Source organism: Bradyrhizobium sp. Y36, assembly GCF_002531575.1.
Classification (GTDB): domain Bacteria; phylum Pseudomonadota; class Alphaproteobacteria; order Rhizobiales; family Xanthobacteraceae; genus Bradyrhizobium.
Map to the genome: position 1 here is coordinate 111456 of NZ_NWTI01000002.1, position 23250 is coordinate 134705.

General features: G+C 64.7%; 23 protein-coding genes and 1 pseudogene. 11 read left to right on the top strand and 13 right to left on the bottom strand.

Annotated elements, in window-relative coordinates:
- Nucleotides 1-19: 19 nt before the first annotated feature.
- Nucleotides 20-1207, bottom strand: a complete 1188-nt coding sequence (locus CO669_RS03960; protein ID WP_097658184.1) for an acyltransferase family protein — start codon at nucleotides 1205-1207, stop codon at nucleotides 20-22.
- Nucleotides 1208-1378: 171 nt separating this feature from the next.
- Here CO669_RS03960 and CO669_RS03965 point away from each other — a divergent pair, with 171 nt between their 5' ends.
- A complete protein-coding gene (locus CO669_RS03965; RefSeq protein WP_097658186.1) occupies nucleotides 1379-1552 on the top strand; it encodes a DUF1328 domain-containing protein in 174 nt (57 codons plus the stop codon).
- Nucleotides 1553-1716: 164 nt separating this feature from the next.
- On the opposite strand, the gene CO669_RS03970 is transcribed toward CO669_RS03965, so the two are convergent.
- On the bottom strand, nucleotides 1717-2076 hold the full coding sequence (locus CO669_RS03970) for a DUF427 domain-containing protein (protein ID WP_097658188.1): 360 nt from the start codon (nucleotides 2074-2076) through the stop codon (nucleotides 1717-1719).
- 191 nt (nucleotides 2077-2267) lie between these two features.
- Here CO669_RS03970 and CO669_RS03975 point away from each other — a divergent pair, with 191 nt between their 5' ends.
- Genes CO669_RS03975 through CO669_RS03985 form a run of 3 tightly spaced genes read left to right on the top strand, consistent with a single transcriptional unit; the run spans nucleotide 2268 to nucleotide 4116 of the window.
- Complete coding sequence (locus tag CO669_RS03975; protein WP_011088461.1) at nucleotides 2268-2504, top strand: BolA family protein; 237 nt, start codon at nucleotides 2268-2270, stop codon at nucleotides 2502-2504.
- Between the two features lie 42 nt (nucleotides 2505-2546).
- A complete protein-coding gene (locus CO669_RS03980) occupies nucleotides 2547-3737 on the top strand; it encodes a low temperature requirement protein A (protein WP_198963871.1) in 1191 nt (396 codons plus the stop codon).
- Between the two features lie 7 nt (nucleotides 3738-3744).
- A complete protein-coding gene (locus CO669_RS03985) occupies nucleotides 3745-4116 on the top strand; it encodes a hypothetical protein (RefSeq protein ID WP_097658193.1) in 372 nt (123 codons plus the stop codon).
- A 36-nt stretch (nucleotides 4117-4152) separates the two neighbouring features.
- Here CO669_RS03985 and egtD read toward each other — a convergent pair whose 3' ends face one another.
- The gene (gene egtD / locus CO669_RS03990; RefSeq protein ID WP_198963819.1) at nucleotides 4153-5124 is read right to left on the bottom strand and encodes an L-histidine N(alpha)-methyltransferase; all 972 of its coding nucleotides are present in this window, start codon (nucleotides 5122-5124) and stop codon (nucleotides 4153-4155) included.
- A 51-nt stretch (nucleotides 5125-5175) separates the two neighbouring features.
- Nucleotides 5176-6471, bottom strand: a complete 1296-nt coding sequence (gene egtB / locus CO669_RS03995) for an ergothioneine biosynthesis protein EgtB (protein ID WP_198963820.1) — start codon at nucleotides 6469-6471, stop codon at nucleotides 5176-5178.
- Between the two features lie 240 nt (nucleotides 6472-6711).
- On the opposite strand from egtB, the gene grxD reads away from it, so the two are divergent.
- The 4 genes and pseudogenes from grxD (at nucleotide 6712) to CO669_RS04015 (ending at nucleotide 10189) form a co-directional block, all read left to right on the top strand.
- Nucleotides 6712-7038 carry a Grx4 family monothiol glutaredoxin gene (gene grxD / locus CO669_RS04000; RefSeq protein ID WP_018316580.1) on the top strand — a complete coding sequence of 109 codons (327 nt, stop codon included), beginning with the start codon at nucleotides 6712-6714 and terminating at the stop codon, nucleotides 7036-7038.
- Between the two features lie 3 nt (nucleotides 7039-7041).
- Nucleotides 7042-7592, top strand: a pseudogene (locus CO669_RS04005) (O-acetyl-ADP-ribose deacetylase).
- Between the two features lie 46 nt (nucleotides 7593-7638).
- Nucleotides 7639-8925 carry a serine hydrolase domain-containing protein gene (locus CO669_RS04010; RefSeq protein ID WP_198963821.1) on the top strand — a complete coding sequence of 429 codons (1287 nt, stop codon included), beginning with the start codon at nucleotides 7639-7641 and terminating at the stop codon, nucleotides 8923-8925.
- Nucleotide 8926: 1 nt separating this feature from the next.
- Nucleotides 8927-10189, top strand: coding sequence for a serine hydrolase domain-containing protein (locus tag CO669_RS04015; protein ID WP_198963822.1), 1263 nt, complete (start codon nucleotides 8927-8929; stop codon nucleotides 10187-10189).
- 104 nt (nucleotides 10190-10293) lie between these two features.
- Here CO669_RS04015 and CO669_RS04020 read toward each other — a convergent pair whose 3' ends face one another.
- The 6 genes from CO669_RS04020 to murI form a co-directional block, all read right to left on the bottom strand.
- The gene (locus CO669_RS04020) at nucleotides 10294-11361 is read right to left on the bottom strand and encodes a threonine aldolase family protein (RefSeq protein ID WP_097658201.1); all 1068 of its coding nucleotides are present in this window, start codon (nucleotides 11359-11361) and stop codon (nucleotides 10294-10296) included.
- Nucleotides 11362-11449: 88 nt separating this feature from the next.
- The gene (gene rpsD, locus CO669_RS04025; protein WP_063195345.1) at nucleotides 11450-12067 is read right to left on the bottom strand and encodes a 30S ribosomal protein S4; all 618 of its coding nucleotides are present in this window, start codon (nucleotides 12065-12067) and stop codon (nucleotides 11450-11452) included.
- A 201-nt stretch (nucleotides 12068-12268) separates the two neighbouring features.
- Complete coding sequence (locus CO669_RS04030) at nucleotides 12269-13036, bottom strand: acyltransferase (RefSeq protein WP_097658202.1); 768 nt, start codon at nucleotides 13034-13036, stop codon at nucleotides 12269-12271.
- Between the two features lie 106 nt (nucleotides 13037-13142).
- Nucleotides 13143-13526 (bottom strand): cupin domain-containing protein, encoded by a 384-nt coding sequence (locus CO669_RS04035; protein ID WP_097658205.1) that lies wholly within the window; start codon nucleotides 13524-13526, stop codon nucleotides 13143-13145.
- Nucleotides 13527-13593: 67 nt separating this feature from the next.
- Nucleotides 13594-14367, bottom strand: a complete 774-nt coding sequence (locus CO669_RS04040; RefSeq protein WP_097658207.1) for an HpcH/HpaI aldolase family protein — start codon at nucleotides 14365-14367, stop codon at nucleotides 13594-13596.
- Between the two features lie 163 nt (nucleotides 14368-14530).
- On the bottom strand, nucleotides 14531-15328 hold the full coding sequence (gene murI / locus CO669_RS04045) for a glutamate racemase (RefSeq protein ID WP_097658208.1): 798 nt from the start codon (nucleotides 15326-15328) through the stop codon (nucleotides 14531-14533).
- 210 nt (nucleotides 15329-15538) lie between these two features.
- Between murI and CO669_RS04050 the strand changes: the two genes are divergently transcribed.
- Nucleotides 15539-16180: a glutathione S-transferase family protein gene (locus tag CO669_RS04050; protein ID WP_097658210.1), complete on the top strand. Its 642-nt coding sequence runs from the start codon at nucleotides 15539-15541 to the stop codon at nucleotides 16178-16180.
- Between the two features lie 7 nt (nucleotides 16181-16187).
- Here CO669_RS04050 and CO669_RS04055 read toward each other — a convergent pair whose 3' ends face one another.
- Together CO669_RS04055 and CO669_RS04060 are read right to left on the bottom strand one after the other, a co-directional pair.
- Entirely contained in the window at nucleotides 16188-16994 is an 807-nt protein-coding gene (locus CO669_RS04055; RefSeq protein WP_198963823.1) for a Crp/Fnr family transcriptional regulator, read from the bottom strand.
- Between the two features lie 259 nt (nucleotides 16995-17253).
- A complete protein-coding gene (locus tag CO669_RS04060; protein WP_097658944.1) occupies nucleotides 17254-18336 on the bottom strand; it encodes a SecDF P1 head subdomain-containing protein in 1083 nt (360 codons plus the stop codon).
- Between the two features lie 249 nt (nucleotides 18337-18585).
- On the opposite strand from CO669_RS04060, the gene CO669_RS04065 reads away from it, so the two are divergent.
- Both CO669_RS04065 and CO669_RS04070 read left to right on the top strand, forming a co-directional pair.
- Entirely contained in the window at nucleotides 18586-20493 is a 1908-nt protein-coding gene (locus tag CO669_RS04065; protein ID WP_097658214.1) for an acyl-CoA synthetase, read from the top strand.
- Nucleotides 20494-20569: 76 nt separating this feature from the next.
- The gene (locus tag CO669_RS04070; protein ID WP_097658216.1) at nucleotides 20570-21895 is read left to right on the top strand and encodes an LVIVD repeat-containing protein; all 1326 of its coding nucleotides are present in this window, start codon (nucleotides 20570-20572) and stop codon (nucleotides 21893-21895) included.
- 150 nt (nucleotides 21896-22045) lie between these two features.
- Here the strand turns inward: CO669_RS04070 and CO669_RS04075 are convergent, their stop codons facing one another.
- Nucleotides 22046-23215, bottom strand: coding sequence for a M20 aminoacylase family protein (locus CO669_RS04075; protein WP_097658218.1), 1170 nt, complete (start codon nucleotides 23213-23215; stop codon nucleotides 22046-22048).
- Nucleotides 23216-23250 lie beyond the last annotated feature (35 nt).

Consider the following 23250-nt stretch of genomic DNA (forward strand, 5'->3'; position numbering starts at 1 on the left):
TCCGGGCCACGGATCACGTTTACAACACGTGTGACGCGCCCGGAATCCGCCGCAACGCCGCCGTCAGGCCCCAGCTCAACATCACCGTGAGCACGAAGCCGATCGCGGCCTTCACGATCGCCGGCAGGCTGTAGTCGAACAGCGCATACTGGATCCACAGCGCGATCGGATAGTGCACCAGGAAGATGCCGTAGGCGTCCGCCTGCATGCGGTCGAGCAGGGTCGGCCCCGGCGCCTTCGAATGCAGGAAGAAGGCGAGGATCGCGAGCAGGATCGAGGCCGAGAACAGCACGAAGAACGTGCCGTAGAACAGATGGTACCAGTATGGCAGGTGATCGGGATTACCGAGGATCTCGCGCTTGATGTAGATCATGCACCACATCAGGCAGTACGGGACCAGGGTGATGATCACCCACGACCAGCGGCTCTTGGGCAACTGGCCGTCGGCGCCGAGGATGCCGCGGTCGAAATTCGCCGCACCGACGCTGGCGCCGATGAAGAAATAGCTGAAATAGAGCAGGATGCGGCTCGCCTGTACCGAGAACGGTCCAAACTCGAACCATTTGTTGGTCCCGAAATGGAGCAGCGCCGGCAGATAGACGATGACACTGACGGCGACGAGCATCAGCCAGAACAAGACCGGCTGCTCGAACCCGCGCAGCGACACGCGGTTGCCGGGATCGACCAGATGCGCCGACACGCGGTAGAGCAGGCTCGCCGTCAGGTCGAACGCCAGCAGCACCCACACGAACCAGATCGGGCCGCTCGGCCACGGGCCCGCCGTCACCGTCTTCCACCAGAACGCAGCGAAGGTCAGCTCGGGCTCGGCCCGCAGCGCGATGGCGTAATAGGCGAGCGGAATGACGGTGAGGGCCGCGATCGCGAACGGCAGCCCCAACCGCAGCAGGCGATCGCGCAGGAACACCGAGGGTGCCTTGCGCGCGATGCCGGGCCAGGTGAACAGGCCCGACAGGAAAAAGAACATCGCCATGAAGAAGCTGTCGGTGGCCAGCACGATCATGTCGAAGCCGGCAAACGACGTCGGATCTGTGTGGCCGAAATGGGTGTAGGGGATCACGGCATGATGCAGCAGCACGACAAGCGTCAGGAAGGTGCGGGCGCGGTCGAGCGACAGATTGCGCGCCTTGCTCTTGGGCGCGGCGTGCGCCTCTGCACCGATCGTCGCTGAATGTGACATCGTGGTCATGGCCGCCCCGCGCTCCTTCTCCCGGCGGGACTGTGCCGCCGGGAACCGGATTCAGCAAGGGTCGTTTCGGCGCCGGCAACCGGAGGAACCAGTTCCGCGCAGCAAAGTTAGCATTCGCGAAAAGGGCGTGGAGTGCCGCTGGGCGAGCGGCACTGACTTGCGGAGCTGGCGATGACGATTCTGAAATGGGCGCTGATCTTCCTGCTGATCTCGATCGTGGCCGGCGTGCTCGGCTTCACCGGCCTCTCGGCTGCCTCCGCCGATATCGCCCGCTTCCTGTTCTATGTCTTCGTCGTGATCTTCCTGGTGCTGCTGATATTGGGGCTCACGATCTTCAGGGCGTAGCGACTGCGCCGGCATATCGGTCGTCATGCCCGGCTTGTCCCGCCTGCGCGGCCGAAGCCGCTTCGGCGGCGAAGGCCCGGGCATTCACGAACTCAGTCTCCGCGTTTGGCCTGGGACGAGGATGGCCGGGTCATGCCCGGCCATGACGGAGCAGGGCGGGGAGCCTACCCCACTTCCTCGATCTTCACCTTGTCCGGATAGAAGGCGAGATGGCCGGAAATCTCGGTCATCGCGGGGAAGGGCGTTTCGTAGGTCCAGATGGCGTTGTCGAGCGTCCTGCCGTCGGCCTTGACGCTGTAATAGCTGGCATCGCCCTTGTAGGGGCAGTGGGTGGTGCGCTCGGTACGCTCCAGCAGGGCCATGTTGGTGTCCTCCCGCGGCACATATTGCACTGCCGGATATTTGGCCTCTTTCAGGGTCAGCGCCCTCGTGGTTTCGGCGATCACGATGTCGCCCGCCGTGACGCGGACGCGCCGGGGATTTTGGGTGATGGTGATGGGGTGGTCCGGCCCGGGAAGCTTCATGATTTCACGCCTTTTCGATCGATCTGCCGCGCGCGGCACTTTGTCGTGCCTTTATCCTGATGGGATCAGGGATATAGTGCCTGAGAGCGTGACGTAGAAGGCCGTTCACGCTAAGTTTGGCCATGGCCGGAGAGGGGACCCCGGCGCGTGATTCGATATGGCGATAAGCCGAGACTAGGAGCTAGACCCGAATGCCCATGGACGCCCACGATATCGAGGCGATGATCAAGGCGGCGATCCCCGATGCCGAGGTGACCATCCGTGACCTCGCCGGTGACGGCGATCACTATGCCGCGACCGTGATATCGGAATCCTTCCGCGGCAAGTCCCGCGTCCAGCAGCACCAGATCGTCTATCAGTCCCTGCGCGGCCAGATGGGCGGCGTCCTGCATGCGCTGGCGCTGCAGACCGGCGTACCCGGTACGTGACGAAGCTGCATCTGACCTGACCAGCGCAACGGGGGCACGATGATGGCTGCGGACAATCCGCGCGGCGCGATGTTTCGCGTCATCACGCCTAACCAGCACAGCCGCGTCACCAATGTCGAGTTGTTCTTCGACCTCGTCTTCGTCTTCGCGGTCACGCAGGTCTCGCACACGTTGCTGCACCATTTTACACCGCTCGGTGCCGTGCATGTCACGATGCTCTTCCTCGCGGTGTGGTGGGTGTGGGTCTACACCGCATGGGTCACCAATTGGCTCAATCCCGAACTGACGCCGGTCCGCATCCTGCTGTTTGCGATGATGCTGGGCGGCCTCGTGCTGTCGACGACGATCCCGACGGCTTTCGAGGGGCGCGGCCTGTGGTTCGCGATTGCCTATGCGACCATGCAAGTGGGGCGCACCGCGTTCTGGATGTTCGCAACGCCGCGGCACCGGACGGCGGTCCGGCACAATGCGATCCGCATCCTGGTCTGGCTCTGCATCTCCGCGGTGTTCTGGATCCTCGGCGGCCTCGCCCATGACGAGGCCCGGCTGTGGTTCTGGATCGTCGCCCTGACGATCGAATACATCTCGCCGGCGGTGCGCTTCTGGGTCCCCAGGCTCGGCTTCTCCTCAGTCGAGGCCTGGGCGGTCGAAGGCGGTCACATGGCGGAGCGCTGCTCGCTCTTCGTCATCATTGCGCTCGGCGAGGCCGTCGTCGTCAACGGAGCGACCTTTGCCGAGCTGGAATGGACCGCGGACAACATCCTCGCGTTCGTCTCGGCGCTGGTCGGTGCCATCGCGATGTGGTGGGTCTATTTCCACAAGGGCGCCGAGGCCGGCTCCGAGTGGATCTCGAAGTCCGCCGAGTCCGGCCGGCTGGCGCGGCTTGCCTACACCTACCTGCACCTGCCGATCGTCGCCGGCATCATCCTGACCGCGGTGTCGGACGAGCTGGTGCTGAAGCACCCCTCAGGCCATTCCGACATCCGCACCATCATCAGCACGATCGGCGGCCCGTTGGTGTTCCTGGTCGGCACCATCCTGTTCAAGCACTCGGTGCGCGGCTTCCTCCAGCTCTCGCACGGCATCGGCATCATCGCGCTCGCGGTGCTGTGGTGGTTCGCCGCCGATCTCTCGCCGCTCTGGCTGTCGGTCGCGACGAGCGCGATCATGGTCGTGGTGGCGGTGTGGGAGTCGGTATCGCTCGGGTCGAGGCCGGAAGCGGCTGAGGAGTAGTTGGCGCATGCGACGCCTCATCATCTTCGGCGCCGCTGTTGCAGCCATACTGCTCATCGAGGAAGCCACGAAGGGCTGGGTGCTTGGTCAAGGCCCGGCGGCCTGCCAGGCCATCGGTGGAAAGCCTGCGATTGGTCGCTGTGTGACGCCGGTGTGCTACTGGCAGGGCGATTGCGGGCAGTGGGCGAACCCGACGCAGTGGCTCGATCATATCAAGCCGGGCGACCCGGTCTCGAAGGTGGTGCTCTGGCTGGGCGAGCCGCTCAAGCGTGATGGTGAATCTTTTTCCTGGTCGTGCGGCAAGCCGCATACCGATCGTTTTCGCGCGATCATCCGGGATGAACGGCTGGTGGCGGTGGAGGCCTGCCAGCCCGATTGACGCCCGCCCGATGGCGAGCGTCAGGCGCGAGCATGCTTACTCCGCCACTTCCAGCGCATGCACCGAGAACATCTTCGCCGCATCCGTCCAGCTCTCGCGCACGCGCCAGCCCGCGCCTTGCGCCAGCGCGGCGAAACGCTCGATGCTGTATTTGTAGCTGTTCTCGGTGTGGATGCTCTCGCCGGTCCGGAACGAGAAGGTCGTACCCAAAAGGCGCACCGTCTGGTTCTTCTTGCTGAACAGGTGCATCTCGATGCGGTGCCGCTCGCGGTTATAGATCGCGCGATGGGTGAAGGCGGACAAGTCGAAATTGCCGCCGAGCTCGCGATTGATGCGCACGAGCACATTGAGGTTGAAGCGCGCGGTGACGCCGGCGGCGTCGTTATAGGCGTCGAACAGCACGCGCTCGTCCTTCTCGAGGTCGGCGCCGATGATCATCTGAGCACCCTTGCCAAGGATCTGGCGCGCGCTCTTCAGGAAGGCCTGCGCCTCATGCGGCTCGAAATTGCCGATGGTCGATCCCGGGAAGAAGCCGACCTTGGGCATCGACGCGACCGCCCTCGGCAGCTCGAACGGCGTCGTGAAGTCGGCGGCGACCGGGTAGATGCCGAGCGCGGGGAAGTCCCGCTTCAGGCCGTTGGCCTGCGCCTTCAGGAAGTCGCCGGAGATGTCGACGGGCACATAGGCTGCGAACTTGCATTGGCCCAGCAGCAGGCGGACCTTCGTGGTCGCGCCGGCGCCGAACTCGACCAGCGCCGCATGCTCCGGAATGAGTTTTGCTATCTCGCTGCCGCGCTCCTTCAGGATCGCCAGCTCGGTTCGCGTCGGATAATATTCCGGCAGCTTCGTGATCGCCTCGAACAGCTCCGATCCCGTCGCGTCATAGAAGTATTTCGGCGACAGCTTCTTCGGCTGCTGCGAGAGGTCGTCGATCGCCTCGCGGGCGAAAGCGGTGGTCTGCTCGTCGGGGAGATGGGCTTCGGCCAAAGCGCTGGCGTGCACATTCATGATACTCTCCTGAACGCGCTGTCCGGCGCGCATTTGTCGTCGGATGAGAATTTACGCGTAGTCGGCGAGCCGCAGCCCGGTGAACTGCCACCGGTGGTGCGGGTAGAAGAAGTTACGATAAGTGATACGGCTGTGGCCTTCCGGAGTTGCAAGCGAGGAGCCGCGCAAGACCAGTTGGTTGACCATGAACTTGCCGTTGTACTCGCCGAGCGCGCCTTCGACGGCGCGATAGCCCGGGTAGGGCGAGTAGGAGCTGCGGGTCCATTGCCAGACGATGCCGAAGGCGTCGTTGAGCTGACCTGCGCGCGCGGCGACCTCCCATTCCATTTCGGTCGGCAGGTGCTTTCCGGCCCAGCGTGCATAGGCGTCGGCCTCGTAATAGCTGACGTGGCAGACCGGCGCGGCGGGATCGACCGGCTTGAGGCCGGCCAGCGTCATCACCTGCCATGCGCCATCGACCTCGCGCCAATAGCCCGGGGCCTGCCAGTCCTCTTTGCTGGCTGCGGCAAAGCCGTCCATCAGCCAAAGCGTTGCTTTCGCGTAGCCGCCGTCGCGCATGAAGGCGAGCCACTCGCCGTTGGTGACGAGATTGCGTGCGATCTTGACCGGGCCGACCAGGGCGCGATGGGCCGGCCTCTCGTTGTCGAAATGAAAGCCGTCATCGGCATGACCGACCGTGTGGATGCCTTCGTTCAGCGCCAGCCAGTCCTCGCCGGCGCGCGTTGCCGAGGGGAAGCGCCAGTCCGGGTCGTAGGCCGGATAGACCGGGTTCTGCGCAAAGGCATGCAGGATGTCGGTGAACATCAATTCCTGATGCTGCTGCTCGTGGTTGAGCCCGACCTCGACCAGCGGCGCGATCTCGCGCAGCTTGTCCGCGGCGGCCTCGCCGAAGAATCTGACGACGGCCGCATCGACATAGCGGCGGTAGGCCCCGACCTGATCGGCGCTCGGACGGGTGATGTCGCCGCGATGATTGCGGGCATGGCGCGGGCCGGCGCTGACGTAATAGGAATTGAACAGGAATGCGAAATCGGGGTGGAAGGGCCGATAGCCAGCAACGTGCTCGCCGAGCAGGAATTGCTCCCAGAACCAGGTGGTATGGGCCCGATGCCATTTCGTCGGACTCGCATCCGGCATGGACTGGATCTGCTGGTCCTCCGGCGAGAGCGACGCGGCCCGGCGTTCGGTCTCATCGCGGACGGCGACAAAGGCGTCCCGAAGCCTCTGGGCAAGGCCGCCCTGACCGGACGGTGACGAAAGCGGGGCAGTGGCCGTGGCGGAGGCTTGTTTCGTCACGTTTTTCTCCAGACAGGACAAGAGAACGTTGTTGGCGTTGCCCGGTTCCAAAACCAGGGTTCGTCCTAGATAGGGGCTCCGTTACGGTATGAAAGTCCTCTCCTGCGATGATATTGATGTCATCAGCCTATGGACTTGGCTGGGGTCAAACCCGTTGCCGGGGACCCCGTCGCCGCCATTTTACTTTGGATGCACAACGGTTTGGGCTACATATATGGGCAGGTATCGGGTTAGATCGGCTGAGCCGGCCCGAGATGATTGGTGAGGGCTCCGCCCCGGAAGGACATCGAAATGAGCATTGAGGAATTCATCGCCAACGAAGTGAAGTCGAACGACGTGGTGCTGTTCATGAAGGGCACGCCGCAATTTCCGCAGTGCGGCTTCTCCGGCCAGGTCGTCCAGATCCTCGACCATATCGGCGTCGGTTATAAGGGCCTCAACGTGCTCGAATCCGCCGAACTGCGCAACGGCATCAAGACCTTCTCCAACTGGCCGACCATTCCGCAGCTCTATGTGAAGGGCGAGTTCGTGGGCGGCTGCGACATCGTCCGCGAGATGTTCCAGGCTGGCGAATTGCAGCAGCTCTTCACCGAGAAGGGCGTCGTCGTCGCGGCCTGATACGTGACCGTGCTGACGCGCCGGATTGGCGGCGCCGAGCTCGAGGTCATTGTCGCAGACATCACCACGCTGAGCGTTGACGCCATCGTCAACGCCGCCAACACGTCGCTCCTTGGCGGGGGCGGCGTGGACGGGCGATCCATCGGGCCGCCGGGCCCGATCTGGTCGCCGAGTGCCGCATGCTACACGGCTGCAAGACGGGCGACGCCAAGATCACCAAAGGCTACCGGCTCAAGGCCGCCCATGTGATCCACACCGTCGGACCGGTCTGGAACGGCGGCACACTGGGCGAGGACGATCTGCTCGCCTCCTGCTATCGCCGTTCGATGGAGCTGTGCGGGAAGCACGGACTGACCTCGGTGGCATTCCCTGCGATTTCGACCGGCATTTTCCGCTTCCCCGCCGACCGAGCCGCCGACATCGCCGTGCGCACGACGATCGAAGGGCTCTCCGCCGCGCCGTCCGTTACGCGCGTGGTGTTCTGCTGCTTCGCCGAGCCCAGCGCCAGGCTGCATGCCGAGGCGATGGAGCGATACAGCGGCCCTTGTGCCTGATCCAGCGGCCGGTACACTCGACCGGACCATGTTCCGGGGAGGGGATATGATTTTTCAGTTTGGACTGCGCTCATTTATGTGCGGTGCATTGCTATCGCTCAGCGCGATATCGCTGGCACGAGCGGAGGGCACTTACGAGATTCCAGCCGGCGCGCACTTCAATCAGGACAAGCTCGCCAAGGTGAGCGAGTTCTTCAAGAACGAGGTTGCGACCGGCAAGATCGCCGGTGCGACCGTGCTGATCCAGCAGCACGGCAAGCCGGTCTATCACGAAGCCTTCGGCGTACAGGACGTGGTCAGCAAGGCGCCGATCACGGACAAGACCATCTTCCGCCTGTTCTCGATGACCAAGGCCATCACCTCGGTGGTCGCAATGCAGTTGATCGAGGACGGCAAGATCAAGCTGGATGACCCCCTCTCGAAATACATTCCGTCCTTCGCCAATGTGAAGGTCGGCGTTGAGAAGAAGACCGAGGACGGCACCAAGGCGCTCGAGCTGGTGCCGCCGAACCGGCCGATCACGGTGCACGATCTGATGACGCACACCTCGGGCATCACCTATGGCTTCTATGGCGACAGCCTGGTCCGCAAGGCCTATCGCGAGGCCAACATCTATGCCGGCGATTTCGACCTCGCCGAGTTCGCCGAGCGCATCGCAAAACTGCCGCTTCACAACCAGCCGGGCGCGCTCTGGCAGTACGGTCATTCTACCGACGTGCTGGCGCGGGTGATGGAGATCGCGGCGGGCAAGCCGTTGATCGACATCATGCGCGAGAAGCTGCTCGATCCGCTCGGCATGGTCGACACCGGCTTTTTCGTCACCGCCCCCGAGAAACAGAAACTGCTGGCGCAGCCGGTTCCGAACGATGCGGATTTCCGGGTCGGCCGGATCAACGACCCCACCGTGGTCAAGAAGATCCAGTTCGCCAGCGGCGGCATGGTGACGACCATGGCGGATTACCAGCGCTTCGCGCAGATGCTGCTCAACGGCGGCAGCCTCGACGGCAAGACCATCCTCAAGCCCGAGACGTTCAAGCTGATGACGACCGATCAGATCGGACCGGGCTCGGGCGTCGACCGCGACTATTTCTATTTCCCCGGCGACGGTTTTGGCTTCGGTCTCGGCCTTGCCGTCCGCACCGATCCCGGCAATGCAAAACCGCCGCCGCCCGGCGATCTCGGCGAACTGAAATGGGACGGCGCTTCCGGCTGCTATTTCGTGATCGATCCCAAGCAGGACATGTTCTTCGTCCTGTTGGAGCAGACCCCGACCGAGCGCCAGCGCGTGCAGCGGACGCTGAAACTGCTGGTCTATGACGCCATGGAGAAGTGACATGAGCGGGCGCCGCGCGCTCATCTTGGTGCTCGTTCTTCTGCTCGGAGTGGCCGGCGCGAAGGCCGGCTCCGAAGCCCGCAGTGTCCGTACGCTCTCGGCCGATGGGCTGGCGAAGGTTGCCGACTACATCGGCAATGAGGTCGCGACCGGGAAGATTCCCGGGGCCATCCTGCTGCTCCAGCAGCACGGCAAGCTGGTCTATTATGCGAATTTCGGCGTCCGCGACGTCGCCACCGGGAAGCCGATGAGCGCGGACACGATCTTCCGCCTCTATTCGATGTCGAAGCCGATCACGTCAGCCATGGCGATGATGCTGGTCGAAGACGGCAAGCTTGCCCTCGACGATCCCGTCGCAAAGTACATTCCGGCCTTTGCCGATATGAAAGTTGCCGTCGAGAGGAGGGGCGAGGGAGGTAAGGTCACGCTCTCGCTGGAGCCGCAGCAGCGTCCCGTCACGATCAAGGACCTGTTGCGTCATACCGCGGGTCTGCCTTACGGCGCCACCGGCGGCAGGGGGGTGCGCGAGCTCTATGCTGCGGCCGATCTCTTCAACAGCGACCTGTCCAACGCCGACTTCGTCGCGAAGCTCGCAACGCTGCCGCTTGCCGAGCAGCCGGGCACCGTGTGGGATTACGGCTTTGCCACCGACGTGCTCGGCCGCGTCGTCGAGGTGATCTCGGGAAAGTCGCTGCTCCAGTTCGAAAAGGAAAGGCTGCTCGATCCCCTCGGCATGAGCGAGACGGCGTTCTTCGTCGCCGATCCCGCCAAGTTTCCGCGCATTGCCGAGCCGATGCCGGAGGACCGCAGCATCAGCACGACGACGCAGGTGCGTGACGTCAGGCGGCCCGTGAGATGGGAATCGGGCGGCGCCGGCATGGTCGGCACGGTCGGCGACTATGCCCGTTTCGCCCAGATGCTGCTGAACGGCGGCACCTATGAAGGACGCCGCTATCTCAAGCCCGAGACGGTTGCGCTGATGGCGTCGGATCATGTCGGGCCGGAAACCGGCATCGCACGTGACCAGACCTATTATCCGGGCGCAAGTTCCGGCTTCGGCCTCGGCTTCGCCGTGCGCACGTCAGTGCCGCCTGCGACCTCATGGCCGCTGGGTGAATATCGCTGGGACGGCGTCGGCGGCACGTTCTTCTTCATCGATCCCGAAGACGATCTGTTCGGGATCTTCATGGTGCAGACGCCCTCGCAGCGCGGGCGCATTCAGCTGGCGCTGAAGACGCTGATCTATCAGGCGATGGGGCGGTAGATGGCCGCGTTCGTAGCCTGAATGGAGCGAGGCGCAATCCGGGAAGATCTTTCCGCGAAGTGAGAGCCCCGGATTTCGCTTGCGCTCCTTCCGGGCTACGGGACTTACGCCCCGCGCACGATCTCTCTGACGTAGCCGATCGTCTCCTCGACCTGCGCTGCATTGACGTCGAGATGGGTGCAGGCGCGGATGCGGCCGTCCATCATCGCGAGCGTGACGCCGCGCTGGCGCAGCGCCGCGACCATCTTGTCGCCGGCAACGCCGGCGCCGTCGGGCTTGAAGAACACGAGGTTGGTCTCGGGCTCCTGCACCTCGATGCCTGCAATCTGCGACAGCCCGCGCGCCAAGGCGCGCGCATTGGCGTGGTCGTCGGCGAGGCGATCGACGTGATGGTCGAGCGCGTAGATGCAGGCGGCGGCGCAGACACCGGCCTGCCGCATCGAGCCGCCGAGGCGCTGCTTCCACTGCCAGACCGCGTCGATGAAGGCGCGCGAGCCCGCAAGCACGCCGCCGATCGGCGCGCCCAGGCCTTTGGAGAAATCGATCCAGGCCGAATCCCAGCCCGCGGTCATGTCGCGCGGGGAGATGCCGCTGGCGACGGTCGCATTGAGCAGGCGGGCGCCGTCCATGTGGGTGACGAGGCCGTGCTGCTTGGCGATCGCCACGATCTCGTCGAGGGCTGCCTTCTTCCAGATCGTGCCGCCGCCGATATTGGCGGTCTGCTCGACGCTGACGACGGTCTGCGGCGGCTGGTAGCGCGTGCGCGGGTGCAGCGCTTTGCGGAACGTCTCCGGCGTGAACTGGCCGTCGGGGCCTTTGAGCTGCGTCACCTGGAAACCGCCGATCGCAGCATGCGCACCGCCTTCGCGGGCGATGATATGCGCGGTCTCATGCGCCAAAATCTCGTCGCCGGGACGGCAATGCACCAGTGTCGCGGTCACGTTGCACATCGTGCCGGAGGGCATGTAGACAGCGGCCTCCTTGCCGAGCAGATCGGCCACGCGCTCGCACAGCGCATTCACGGTCGGATCGTCGCCGACCTGCTCGTCGCCGACCTCCGCCCGCGCCATCGCCTCGCGCATTGCTGCCGTCGGTTTCGTCTGCGTGTCCGAGAGCAGATTGATGCGCACCGGCGGCGCCTTGGAATCGATCGGGGGAGGGGTGTAGAGCATGCGACGGCTCCTAAAGCATTGCGGCCACTGAAATGTGGCTCTTAAGCAAAAAGGCCCCGGCGAACCGGGGCCTTTCGATATTCAGATCTTAGCGCGAATAGAATTCGACGACCAGATGCGGCTCCATCTGCACCGGGAACGGCACGTCGGAGAGGGCTGGGATGCGGATGTATTTCGCGGTCATCTTGCCATGGTCGACTTCGAGATAGTCGGGCGTGTCGCGCTCGGGGAGCTGGCTGGCTTCGAGCACGTGGGCGAGCTGCTTGGAGGCTTCCTTGACCTCGATCACGTCGCCGACCTTGAGCTGGTAGCTCGAGATGTTGACCTTGCGGCCGTTCACCTTGATGTGGCCGTGGTTGATGAACTGGCGCGCGGCGAAGATCGTCGAGACGAACTTGGCGCGGTACACGACCGCGTCGAGACGACGCTCGAGCAGGCCGATCAGGTTCTCGCCGGTGTCACCCTTGAGGCGGCTGGCCTCGACATAGATGCCGTGGAACTGGCGCTCGCTGATGTTGGCGTAGTAGCCCTTCAGCTTCTGCTTGGCGCGCAGCTGCACGCCGAAGTCGGAGAGCTTGCCCTTGCGGCGCTGGCCGTGCTGGCCGGGGCCGTATTCGCGGCGGTTCACGGGGCTCTTCGGGCGGCCCCAGATGTTCTGGCCCATACGGCGGTCGAGCTTGTACTTGGCTTCACTGCGCTTAGTCATCGCGTCCTCTGTGGGTTCACGGTTTGAGGAAACGCGCCCTCCTGTGTGACAGACCTTGAGGTCCGGCACCGACAGGTCCTATCCCCAAAGCATAGGGGGCGGGACCACGGGTCGCGAAACGCTTCGCGGGCCGAAATCGGCCCGCGAGCAGGCGGCTTTTAGGGGAGTTTGGGGTTCGCTGTCAATGCGGATGGCCCGCAATCAGGTCCCGACCGCGCGGATCGGCTTCGCGCCGGTCGCCCGCAATTCGGCAGCGATTTCAGTGTTCAGGACCTGTTCCAGCCGGGTCAGGACCCGGGCGATGGGGGCGGCGTCGGTGACCCGGTGATCCCACCGGATCACGACATGGATGGTCTGGTCGCCCTCGACCACCCCGTAGCTGACGATGAACGGGCCCGGTGTGACCGGGTGGAGTTCGCCACCGCCATAGGCGGCCACCGAACTCACCGCAAAGCTGCCGAACCAGTTGCCGCGTTGCCGGCCGAAATTGAGGCCAATCGCCCAGGACAGGCGCCGCAGCGGCCATGGCAGGCGGGTTGCCCGCATGATCTTGCGAAACATCGGGACGTCCTCGATCGGCGCGGTCTTGCCGCGCCGGATCTCGGCGTCGACCGCCGCCAGCGCCATGGTCTCGGGAGCCGCGATTCGCTGCGGCATGACGCATTCCTCCCCGTCCTCGACCCGGGCAATGGCCACCAGCGCCACGCTCCTCGGCAGCTCGTAGAGCGTGGGACGGGGCCATTTGGCGTAGACGGTGCGCAGGATCGGCTCGTCCCTGGCGACGAGGGCGAAAGCCTTGACGAACATCGCCGCCCAGCCGGCTGGCGCGGCCGCCGCGGCACGGGCCTCCAGCAGGGGGCGGATATGGAGCGAACGCGACAGCGACACGAACGGCACGTCCATCGACGCGCGCATGAGGTCGCAGATCAGGCGACGCGGCAACGAAATGGTTTTTGGCGTCCCGCGCATCGCTCGCTTGGTTCCCGCGGATGAAAAAATGTGCAGCGAGCGGGTTCCCGCTCGCCGCCTGCCTTTAGCACGAACCAACCCGCTTGGGGCCGGTCGGTTCGCCGTATCAGGGCGCTGGGGAGGCCAGCGGCTTGGTCTTGTCGACGACGTAAACTCCGAGCACTTTCATGGCCTTGTCGCCGTGCGCCTTGGCGTCGTGCACGACGCCGGCCGGGATCTGGTAGGAATCGCCGGCTTTCAGGGTCTTCTCGGGCTGGCCATCGATCAGGAGATTGAGCTCACCTTCGAGCACGTAGCCGGTCTCGATACCCGGATGGGTATGGCGTCCGGCGGCGCCGCCTGCCGGGACTTCCGCGATGGCGGTGATGGTATTATAGCCCTCCGGAAACTCGACTTTCTGAAGCGGGGTGCGTTTGATGCCGGGCTGCTGGGCGAAGGCGGCAACGGCAAGTCCTGCAAAGGACAGAGCGAGCAAAGTCTTCTTGAGCATGGTTGTTTTCCTCCCGGGAACGACCCTAGCAGCGCGCCAGTTCCCGGCAAGGTGGTCGTCGGCTCGTTTAGCGCCTGATCCCGTCGAACGCGGCCATGATGCCGCGCTGGAATAGCGACCAGTCGAAGCCGAGCGCGATCGCGCGGTAGCCGCGGTCGACGAGGGCGTTGGCTTGATCGGCGGTGCGGGCGACGCCGCCGATCGGCACGCCGCTTCTGAGGATGCCGGCCTCGGCCCGTGCGACCAGCTCCAGCAGCTCCGGATCGTCCATCTGGCCGCGCTTGTTGATGGACGTCGCGAGATCGCCGGGGCCGATCACCGCGACATCGATTCCGGGTGTGGCCATGATCTCGTCGATGCGGTTGACGGCCTCGATATGCTCGATGGTGACCATGCAGATCATCTCGTCATCGGCACCGGCCATGTAATCCGGCATCGACTGGCCCCAGCGGAACGGGGCGTGGAACGGACCCCAGAGACGATCGCCGCGCGGCGGATAGCGTACGCTGCGCACCGCCTTCTCCGCTTCAGCGCGGTTCGTGATCATCGGAAAGTTGATGCCGAAGGCGCCGATGTCCATCGGGGCCTTCGCGAGCCACGGCTCGTTGGCCGCGATCCGCACCAGGGGCGTGCACGGTGTGCCCGTCGTCGCGGCGATCATCGCATGCGCTTCGGTGAGACCGATCGGTCCGTGCTCGAGATCGACGATGATCCAGTCGAGCGAGCGCGCCATGATCTGCACCATCTGCACGCTCGGGATGGTCGCGATCGCGCCGAAGGCGGGACGGCCTTCGCGCCAGAGCTGGCGGAGACGGTTGAGCGGCGTGGACGGGACTGGCATCGGAAGGCCTGCGGCGAGGTGGCGACGGCGAAACCTAGAGCCTTTTCCGTTCCGATGGAATCGGAACGGGGCTCTCGACTCTTGTTTTGACGCGTTTTCTTGACGCGAACCGGGATCCACTTCGCTCGAAAACGCTCTAGCAGCGCGCCGTCGCAGCGCAAGCTCAGGCCAGCACGCGGCCGCCGAAGAACGGCGTCAGCGTGGCCGAAAGGCCGTGCACGCGGTTCGAGGTGAAGATCATCTCGGCGCCGGCCTGCGCGATGTCGCCGCTGCGCGCACCCAGCAGATCCGAGACGCGGCGGGCGATCGCCGGTGCCGGATCGATCCAGTCGACGGGCCAGGGTGCCAGCTTCTTCATCCGGTCGAGCAGCAGCGGATAATGGGTGCAGGCGAGCACGACCGTGTCGGTGCGCGCGCCGGCGTCTTCGGCATCGCCGACGAAGCAGGGAGCGAGCTCGGCAAGGATGTCGTTATCGCTGATCGGATTGCCGCCAAGCGCGGCTTCGGCGAGCGAGGCGAGCTCGGGCGAGCCGACCAGCGTCACCTCGCATCCTTGCGCGAAATCGCGGATCAGCGCCTTGGTGTACTCGCGCTTCACCGTGCCCTTGGTGCCGAGCACCGAGACGCGGCGGGTCCGCGACTGGGCGCAGGCCGGCTTGATCGCCGGCACGGTGCCGACGAAAGGCACCGAATAAGCGGCGCGCAGGTGAGACAGGACCAGGGTGGACGCCGTGTTGCAGGCGATGACGACGAGGTCGGGGTCATGCGTGCCGATCAGCTCCCCCATCAGCGGCACGACGCGGGCGATGATCTCGTCCTCGCTGTGGTGGCCGTAAGGGAAGAAGGCGTCGTCGGCGACGTAGACGAAATGGGCATCGGCGCGCGCCGCCACGACCTCGCGCAGCACCGTGAGCCCGCCAAGGCCGGAATCGAATACCAGGATCGTCGGAGAATTGGTCACACGGTCACCCTAGCCCTGCATGGTTACCATTCGGTTTTTGGGGCGGTTTTGCGGCGAGGGCACCCAGAACGCGTTGGGCCCGGTTGATTTCTTGCTTGGCCCGTCATATCCGCAAATTTCCGGGGGGACAGGGAGGCGCGCGCGCGCTTTCCTGGCGCGAGGCGGTAGGATGCCTTCCGGCTGGTCCGATTTGCGCGCACAGGAGGCGTCATGCTCACCGTCCATCATCTTGGCAGGTCGCAGTCCGAGCGCATCGTCTGGCTCTGCGAGGAGCTTGGAATTCCCTACGAGCTGAAGTGCTACGCTCGCGATCCCGCCACCATGCTTGCGCCGCCCGACTACAAGGCGCTGCATCCGATCGGGGCGGCGCCGGTGATCACCGACGGCGACCTGGTGCTCGCCGAGTCCGGTGCGATCGTCGACTACATCTTGGCCAGATACGGCAATGGCCGGCTCGTGCTCCGCCCCGACGATCCTGATTTCGCGCAATTTCTGTACTGGTTTCACTTCGCCAACGGCACGCTGCAGGCCGGCATGGGGCGCCTGATGATCCTGAGCCGGCTCAAGCTCGCCGAGGACAATCCGATGCTGGTCGCGACCAGGGGGCGCGTCGACCGCGCCTTCGACCTCGTCGATGCGCGCGTCCGCGATGCCGAATATCTCGCCGGCAGCACCTTCACCACCGCCGATATCATGATCGGGTTCTCGCTCACCACGATGCGCTACTTCCAGCCTTATGATCTGGCGCGCTGCCCCAACGTGGTGACATATCTCGGCCGCATCGGGGCGCGGCCGGCCTACCGGCGCGCGATGGAGAAGGCCGATCCTGGCATGGCGCTGCTCTTGAGCTGAGCCGCGGTCACGCGATCCGGTTCGTCGTGGCGGCCCGCGCTGCGTTCAGCTGGTTCTGCAGCCGATCGATGTTCTGCAGCAGGCGCTGGCTGGTCAGCACCAGGAAATAGTAACCGAACTGCGGATCCTGAAAATAGATCTCGAGCAGCCGGTCGTAGGTGATCGTGAGCACCTGTCCGTCCTCGATGCATTCGATCGTTCCGGTGCGCCGGTTGTCCGGCGTAAGGAAGCCGAGCTCCCCCATCAGCGCGCCAGGCCCGATCTCGACATTGATCTCCTTCACCAGGAACTTGCCGGTGACGGTGAGGAGCATTTCCTTGGCGGGATCGCCGAGCTTGAACAGCGTGTCGCCGCGGCGATATTTGCGTTCGGTCATGAACGGCTTGAGCCACTCGATCGACATGTCGCCCTCGGCCGCATGGCGCGCCTTCTTGACCAGCTTGAGCATCTGCCGCAGGCGCAGGGCGTTGATCGGGAGCATCAGGAGATAGAGCAGGAACGTCGCGACATTGGCGGAGAGCGCGCCGAAGATGGCAAAGAACGCGCAGCCGATCATGTTGGCGACGCGCAGCGGCACCATCGTCCGCATCAGGATGGTGGCGACGAAGAAGCCGGCCCCGACCGCGGCGAACATATTGGCGAGGGTGATGTTGTGGACGAAGATCTCCAGTAGCCGGTTGAAAATCGCATCCCAGGTGACGTCGTTGGGATCGAGCCCCATCTGGACCAGGATCTTCGCGATCCTGAGATTGTCCGTGGCCGCTTCGAGAATGCGGTCGAGGATCGAGGAAATGTCTGCGCTGCCGGACGGCATGGTACTAACCCCGCGTAAGGCCTTCAGTCCTGGTCCGTATTGGTATAGCCGAAATCGAATGACGACCGCTTGAATGACGCCTTCGGCCGTCATGCCGCAAGAGGCAAATTTTAGCCTGATCGGGCGTTTCGGCAATTGCCCGTTGGTTGTGCGTATGACCTTGCAACGCCCCGTGATTCGGAACTGGCGGCACCGGTTCGGGTCTTGAATGAACCTTGCATGCCCCCGGACGAGCCTGGGGCTTGGGCCGATCGTCGCCCTACGGCTTGACGGCAGGCTGCACGACCCGCTGTTCGACGAGGCCAAGGTGGCCGGGGAGCGAGCCGGCGCGCAGCAACATGGCGACGCTGCTCGCTTCCTCCAGGGTGAAGTTGCCGGAGATCTGACCCGAGCCGCCGGTGATGGGTTCGCGGATGACGGGGGCGGAAATGACCTTGTCGTCGAGCACGATGGCGAAGGGCCTTCCGACGTTCTCTGCGGTGACGTGGGCGAAGCGCCGCGTGCCGCGGCCGTTGAAACGGAACGAGGCGATCGGCTCCTTCGTGCCGGTCGCAAAGCCCGGGCCCGCATGGCTGATGTCGTCACCCTCGAGCGCGCTGTCCTTGGCGACGAGATAAGGCTTGTTGTCCTTGAAGCCGAACAGGACTTCGGTGCCTTCGGGTGGCGTGCCGGATCGCGCCTGCTCGCCCGGCATCGAAAGGTCGACGAGGCGGAAGCTGACCTTGACCTTCCGGGCAAAGATCGCAGTCGTCTGCTCCGGATTCATTTCGCCCGGCATGAAGATGCGGATTCGGTCGGCCCCGTCGGGCTGGACGCTGGCGAGCCTGATGCCCGAATCCTTGAGGCGTTGTTCGATCATGGCGACGGAATCGTCAACGAGATCGCGCAGCTGCGCCGCGGAAGCGGCCTCGGTCGGCGCCAGCCGGACCAGTCCGTCGCCGCCATCTGTCACGGTGAGCGCATGCGACGGCAATCCCTCCGCGGCTGAGGCGAGCTTGCGCGCGAACAGGTCGCGGGCCCTTGCGTCTGCGATCTTCAGCTCGACGCCGCCATCGCGGATCGCAAGTCCGGAGAAGGCAATCCTGTTCTCGCGCAGGGTTTTGTAGACGTCGTCGCGCAAATCCGAGATCACGCTCTCGCGCAGGCCGTCGGTATCGACCTTGTAGACGATGCGCGAGCCGCCGAGCTTTTCCATCTTGTCGCCGACGAAGGCTGCGATCTTGGCGCGCATCTTGTCGAGCTGACTGTCCTCGGCGAGCGCTGCCCGGGGCAGGGCGATCGCGGCCGCAGCGGCGAGCGCGACGATCAGCGCTGTCTTGCGGTTTCGCGGGGGCCTCGTCATGATCACCTCGAGTCTTGCGGCAGGACGCTGGCAGGCGAAGCTGATGCCTGTTCTTGGTCCCCAAACCGGGCGCGGAGGTTCAACGACCTCTCAGGCAAGTTTGATCGCCACGGCCGCTGGGCCATGGACGAACGCTCGATCATCCATCATTCTGTTCCCGCTCGACCGGCCATCGGTCGAGCCCTCGCCGAACCAAAATGTCAAAAGACAGGGCGGCCGGGGCATGCATCTGAGGGAGGACGGAATTCCATGGCGGGTATCCACGCGCTCGATCGGCTCATCGGCAACGACTATCCGGATCTGTTGACGGACGCGGAAGTCCGCGCTTTCGAGCAGGTCCCTTACGCGGAGCGCGTTGCGGCCGAGAGCACCTACGAGGCGATCACATTGGGTGCGGCGCGCAATCCTGACGGGGCGGCGATCCAGTTTCTGCAGAACGCCGATCCCGCCGACACGCCGCAGGTTGTCACATACCGCGATTTCATCGCGCGCGTCACGCAGGCCGCCAACATGTTTCACGCACTCGGCGTGGAGAAGGGCGACGTCATCAGCTTCATGCTGCCGCTGGTGCCCGACGCCTTCGTGACGCTGTTCGGCGCGGAGGCGGCGGGCATCGCCAATCCCGTCAATCCGCTGCTGGAGCCGCACCAGATCGCGGAGATCCTGGAGGCTGCGAACACCAGGATCCTGGTCGCGCTCGGGCCAATGCCCGGCACCGACATCTGGCAGAAGGTCGAGCAGATCCGTCCGCAATTGAAGCACCTCAAGGCAATCGTGCAGGTGTTCGGCGGCGGCGATCCGGACAAGGGCGTCTTCGCCTTCAATGACCTGATCAAGCAGCAGCCGTCGGACCGGCTTATCAGCGGGCGCAAGATTCTTGGCAGCGACATCGCCGCCTATTTCCACACCGGCGGCACCACCGGCACGCCGAAGCTGGTGCGGCATACTCACACCAATCAGGTTTACCAGGCCTGGGCGCTCAATCTGCTGCTGAAGTCCAAGCCCGGTTCGAACCTGCTGTTCGGCATGCCGCTGTTTCACGTCGGGGGATCGCTGACGCAGGTGCTGCTGACGCTGTCGAGCGGCGGCTCACTGGTTGTGCTGTCGCCGAGCGGCTGGCGCAATCCGAATGCGGTGAAGAACATCTGGAGGCTGGTCGAGCGCTTCAAGCCCGAGGCTCTGTCGAGCGTGCCGACGGTGCTGGCCGCGACGCTCGCGGTGCCGCCTGATAATGCCGACATCTCCAGCCTGAAATACGCCGCCGGCGGCGGCTCGGCGATCCCGGTCGCCGTCGGCTCCGCCATCCAGGACAAGTTGAAGCTGCCGGTGGTCGAGGTCTACGGCATGACCGAGACCTCGAGCGTACACACGCTGGCCTATCCGTCACGGCCGATCCGGCTCGGCTCGGTCGGCCTTCCCATGCCTTACGCGCGCGTGCGCATCGTGCAGCTCGATGCCGACGGCCGCCTGATCCGCGACTGCAAGCCGGACGAAATCGGCGTCGTCATCATGGCCGGGCCCGGCGTGTTCAGCGGCTACCTCAACGACGAGCACAACAAGGGTGCCTTCGTCGACGACGTCTGGGTCAATTCCGGCGATCTCGGCCGCCTCGATGCCGACGGCTATCTCTGGATCACCGGCCGCGCCAAGGACCTTGTGATCCGCGGCGGCCACAACATCGACCCGGCGCCGATCGAGGAGATCATGTTCCGCCACCCCGCGGTCGGCTTCGCGGCCGTGGTCGGCCAGCCCGACGCCTATGCCGGCGAACTGCCGGTTGGTTACGTGCAGTTGAAACCCGGCGCGACCGTCGAGCCGGGCGAATTGGAGGCGTGGGTGCGCGAGCGTACGCCGGAGCGCGCCGCTGTTCCGGTGCAGGTCATTCCGATCGACCCGATGCCGGTGACGGGCGTCGGCAAGGTGTTCAAGCCGCAGCTGCGCTGGGATGCGGCCGAGCGCGTGTTCACCAAGGTGCTCACGCCGCTGGTCGAGCGCGGCATCGATTGCAAGGTGAAGGTCGGTGCTCACGGCAGCCACGGGTCGATCGCGACAGTGACGCTTGCGGGCTTGCCGCCGGAGCAGCGCGATGCGGTTGCCGGCGAGGTGCACACGCTGCTCGCACCCTTCGTGATGCGGCACGAGGTGGTGCAGGCGTAAGGCGAGGGCGGCGACGCGCGGCTTGCATGCCTCGCGGCAAGCGCGCATCATCTCTCAAAAAAACAGGGGGAAATCGATGCGTCATGTCTCTCGCCGTCGTCACCTTCAACACTTGTCGGCCGCGCTGGGCTCGGCCGCATTGTCGGGATGGTCGAGGTCCGCATCGGCTGCAGATGCCGACATTCCGCCGGAAGGCATCGGCAAGGGCATCAAGCACGTCTCCTATAACGATATCGGAGGCCGGCCCGACAGCGTGCAGGTGATGTTCAACCGCCAGCACGTTTATGTCGGACACATGTTCAGCGACGGCGTGACGATCCTGGACGCGTCCGATCCGCGCGTGCTGAAGCCGGTCAATTTCTTCACCGCAGGGCAATACACCCGCACCCACCATCTGCAGGTGGCGGAAGACATGCTGCTGCTCGCCAACGGCGCCAATATCGTTGCGATGCAGTCATATGACAGTATGCGCGGCTATTTCGAGAACACGCTGGCCGACAGCATTACCAAGGCGAAGAAATTCCGCTCCGGCCTCTCGATCCACGACATCTCGAAGCCCGGCGAGATGCGCGAGATCGCGTTTCTCGAGATGCCGGGTTTCGGCATCAACCGGCTGTGGTGGCCGGGCGGTCGCTATGCCTATGTGTCGGCGCATTTCGACGGCTTCACCGACCACATTCTCTGCGTGGTCGATCTGAACACCATCACCAAGCCGGAGATCGTTGCGAAATGGTGGCTGCCGGGCATGAACCGTGCAGCCGGCGAGCCGGCCACGCCGAAAGGCAAGCGCTTTGCGCTCCACCACATGATCACGGCGGGCGATCGCGGCTATGCCGCCTGGCGCGATGGCGGCTTCACCGTCCACGACATCAGCGATCCCGCCAATCCAAAGCTGCTCTCGCACATCAATTGGTCACCGCCCTTCGCCGGCGGCACGCACACGCCACTGCCGCTCCCGAAGAGGCAACTTGCGATCGTCGCGGACGAGGCGAATGCCGATCAATGTGCCAAAGGCCTGTTCCACACCTTCGTGCTCGACGTGCGCGCGCCGGAAAATCCGGTGCCGATCGCGACGTTGCCGACGCCTCGCGATCGCGATTTCTGCACGAGGGGCACGTTCGGGCCGCATAATCTGCACGAGAACCGTCCCGGCTCGTTCCAGAGCGAGGAGACGATCTTTGCCACCTACAACAATGCCGGCGTCAGGGTGTTCGACGTCAGGGACGCCTTCGCGCCCAAGGAGATCGCCTATTGGGTGCCGCCGACACCGAAGAAGCTGATCGATCCCCGCCCGAACGTCGCGCTCGCAGCCAAGACCTGTGATGCCTATGTGCGGCCCGACGGGCTGATGTTCGTCTCCGACTGGAACGCCGGCATGCACGTGCTGCAGTACGAGGGGTAAGTGCGGCACAGGTGACGCTGCCGTACGGCGGGCAAAGGCGCAAAGCGCCGTGCCCGCCATTGGCAAGGTGGGCACGCTTCCGCCTGCGCTCCTTGAGCTAGGGCGGACGAGTCGCCTTGTCCACCCCGCGGGTCGCAATTGCTGTGTCGGTTACGCCGGCATCCGGGTCTCGACAAGGCGCGCCCAGAACGAGGCGCCGTGACCCAGGATGTTGTCGTTGAAGACGTAGGCCGGGTGATGGCACTCGTTGCCGTCGCCCATGCCGACCAGCACCATCGCGCCGGGGCGTGCTTCCAGCATGAAGGAGAAATCCTCGGCGCCCATCATCGGGATGAACTTGTCGTTGACGCGCTCAGTGCCGACGATGTCGCGGGCGACGTCGGCGGCAAGGCCGGCCTCACGTGCATGGTTCATCGTCACCGGATACATCCGCGTGTACTTCGTCTCGGCGGAGCCGCCATAGGCGCGGGCCACGCTCTCGGCGACTTCGCCGATGCGGCGCTCGACGAGATCGCGCACCTCAGGATCGAGCGTGCGCACGGTGCCGCCGAGCTCGGCGACTTCAGGGATGATGTTGAAGGCCGTGCCGGAGTGGAATTGCGTGATCGAGATCACCGCCGACTTCAGCGGATCGACGTTGCGCGCCACGATCGATTGCAACGCATTCACGATCTGCGAGCCGATCAGCACGCTGTCGACGGATTTGTGCGGGCCCGCGCCGGCGTGGCCGCCCTTGCCGTGGACCGTGATCTGGATGTTATCGGAGGAGGCGAGCATCGCGCCGGGCGTGGTTGCGAAATGACCTTCGGGCAGGCCGGGCATGTTGTGCATGCCGTAGACCTCCTGGATGTTCCAGCGCGTCATCAACCCGTCCTCGACCATCGCCTTGCCACCGCCGCCGCCTTCCTCGGCGGGCTGGAAGATCATGATCGCCGTGCCGTCGAAATTGCGGGTCTCGGCGAGATATTTGGCCGCGCCCAGCAGCATCGCGGTGTGGCCGTCATGGCCGCAGGCGTGCATCTTGCCGGGGACTTTCGAGGCGTAAGGCACGCCCGACGTCTCCATGATCGGCAGCGCGTCCATGTCGGCGCGGAGCCCGATGGTCTTGCCGGAGGCGGATTTACGGCCGCGGATCACCCCGACCACGCCGGTCTTGCCGATGCCCGTCACCACCTCGTCGCAGCCGAACTCGCGCAACTTGTCGGCGACGATGCCGGCAGTGCGGTGGACTTCGTAGAGCAATTCCGGATTCTCGTGGAAGTCATGGCGCCAGGCGGCCATTTCGTCGGAGAGGGCGGCAACGCGGTTGACGATGGGCATGGGAAGGGTCCGTTTCTTCTGTGTTTGCAGGGGGC

Coding starts and splice junctions, on each gene's coding strand:
- CO669_RS04030 (WP_097658202.1), bottom strand. CDS start 13,036: ATGCGCGGGACGCCAAAAACCATTTCGTTGCCGCGTCGCCTGATCTGC.
- CO669_RS04070 (WP_097658216.1), top strand. CDS start 20,570: ATGCGTCATGTCTCTCGCCGTCGTCACCTTCAACACTTGTCGGCCGCG.
- CO669_RS04020 (WP_097658201.1), bottom strand. CDS start 11,361: ATGCTCTACACCCCTCCCCCGATCGATTCCAAGGCGCCGCCGGTGCGC.
- CO669_RS03965 (WP_097658186.1), top strand. CDS start 1,379: ATGACGATTCTGAAATGGGCGCTGATCTTCCTGCTGATCTCGATCGTG.
- CO669_RS04040 (WP_097658207.1), bottom strand. CDS start 14,367: ATGCCAGTCCCGTCCACGCCGCTCAACCGTCTCCGCCAGCTCTGGCGC.
- CO669_RS04050 (WP_097658210.1), top strand. CDS start 15,539: ATGCTCACCGTCCATCATCTTGGCAGGTCGCAGTCCGAGCGCATCGTC.
- CO669_RS03970 (WP_097658188.1), bottom strand. CDS start 2,076: ATGAAGCTTCCCGGGCCGGACCACCCCATCACCATCACCCAAAATCCC.
- CO669_RS04055 (WP_198963823.1), bottom strand. CDS start 16,994: ATGCCGTCCGGCAGCGCAGACATTTCCTCGATCCTCGACCGCATTCTC.
- CO669_RS04035 (WP_097658205.1), bottom strand. CDS start 13,526: ATGCTCAAGAAGACTTTGCTCGCTCTGTCCTTTGCAGGACTTGCCGTT.
- CO669_RS04015 (WP_198963822.1), top strand. CDS start 8,927: ATGAGCGGGCGCCGCGCGCTCATCTTGGTGCTCGTTCTTCTGCTCGGA.
- CO669_RS03975 (WP_011088461.1), top strand. CDS start 2,268: ATGCCCATGGACGCCCACGATATCGAGGCGATGATCAAGGCGGCGATC.
- CO669_RS04010 (WP_198963821.1), top strand. CDS start 7,639: ATGATTTTTCAGTTTGGACTGCGCTCATTTATGTGCGGTGCATTGCTA.
- CO669_RS04065 (WP_097658214.1), top strand. CDS start 18,586: ATGGCGGGTATCCACGCGCTCGATCGGCTCATCGGCAACGACTATCCG.
- CO669_RS03960 (WP_097658184.1), bottom strand. CDS start 1,207: ATGACCACGATGTCACATTCAGCGACGATCGGTGCAGAGGCGCACGCC.
- CO669_RS04075 (WP_097658218.1), bottom strand. CDS start 23,215: ATGCCCATCGTCAACCGCGTTGCCGCCCTCTCCGACGAAATGGCCGCC.
- CO669_RS03985 (WP_097658193.1), top strand. CDS start 3,745: ATGCGACGCCTCATCATCTTCGGCGCCGCTGTTGCAGCCATACTGCTC.
- egtD (WP_198963819.1), bottom strand. CDS start 5,124: ATGAATGTGCACGCCAGCGCTTTGGCCGAAGCCCATCTCCCCGACGAG.
- grxD (WP_018316580.1), top strand. CDS start 6,712: ATGAGCATTGAGGAATTCATCGCCAACGAAGTGAAGTCGAACGACGTG.
- CO669_RS04060 (WP_097658944.1), bottom strand. CDS start 18,336: ATGACGAGGCCCCCGCGAAACCGCAAGACAGCGCTGATCGTCGCGCTC.
- rpsD (WP_063195345.1), bottom strand. CDS start 12,067: ATGACTAAGCGCAGTGAAGCCAAGTACAAGCTCGACCGCCGTATGGGC.
- CO669_RS03980 (WP_198963871.1), top strand. CDS start 2,547: ATGGCTGCGGACAATCCGCGCGGCGCGATGTTTCGCGTCATCACGCCT.